The following is a 697-nucleotide window of genomic DNA, read 5'->3' as shown; positions in this document are numbered from 1 at the left end:
CAGCACCACCGAATAGACCAGCGGCGGTCTACCGCACCTATCTCGACTTTTCCGAGCTGACGCCGCCGCTGGTCTATTCGGTGGTGCTGAGCTTTTTCGGGCTGGGCTCGGTGTTCGTCACGCTCGGCCTGTTGGCCGCCTTCTGCGGCTTTTTCACCTGGCGCTATCTGCCGAAGTCGTTTTGAACTCTGCGTGGCGCCCTCGCACCCATTCGTGGAAGCGGCGCAGGTCGTATTCCTCAGGCATCAGCACGCCGGCCTCGTGGCGGATCGAGCGCAGGCCCTTCTGATTGACCTCGCAGATCGCGGCGTCCTCCTCCAGCACCTGGGTGCCGAAGGCGACGATGTTGTCGATATCGGTTTGCGCAAGAGCATCGGGCGCGAACAGCCATTCGGCGGTGAGCTCCGTCAGCTCGGGTCCCAGCGGGGCGAGCCTCACCGTGCGGACATAGTCGACATGGCCGACGATGAACATCGAGGGCAGCGACGTTGCGTAGGTCTGGCCGGCGGCGCGCTCGGCCGGCGTCAGGCCGGCAAAGACCGGACCATGCACGCGCCCGTCGCGCGACCAGGTCTCGGCGCCGGCGCGCAGGCCGCCGGAAAACTCCGGCGCGTCGTTGTCGGCGTGGCGGGCCCATTCCGGATCGTCGTGCCTCGCCATCAGGCCCCGGCCGTAGATCGGCACCAGCCGCGACAGG

At 67.1% G+C, this 697-nt stretch carries 1 protein-coding gene and 1 pseudogene; one reads left to right on the top strand and one right to left on the bottom strand.

Features of this window, described 5'->3' with window-relative positions; all coding sequences use genetic code 11:
• Window positions 1–185 (top strand): annotated as a pseudogene (locus EOA29_RS38910) (hypothetical protein); the annotation flags it as partial.
• Here the strand turns inward: EOA29_RS38910 and EOA29_RS38905 are convergent.
• On the bottom strand, window positions 154–697 hold a 544-nt coding region (locus EOA29_RS38905; protein ID WP_281061150.1), incomplete at its 5' end, for an SRPBCC family protein. The pseudogene EOA29_RS38910 and the gene EOA29_RS38905 overlap by 32 nt on opposite strands.

This window comes from Mesorhizobium sp. M1E.F.Ca.ET.063.01.1.1 (genome assembly GCF_003998155.1).
Lineage (GTDB): Bacteria > Pseudomonadota > Alphaproteobacteria > Rhizobiales > Rhizobiaceae > Mesorhizobium.
The sequence above is the reverse complement of the archived record's forward strand: the minus strand, read 5'-3'. Positions and strand labels throughout refer to the sequence as shown.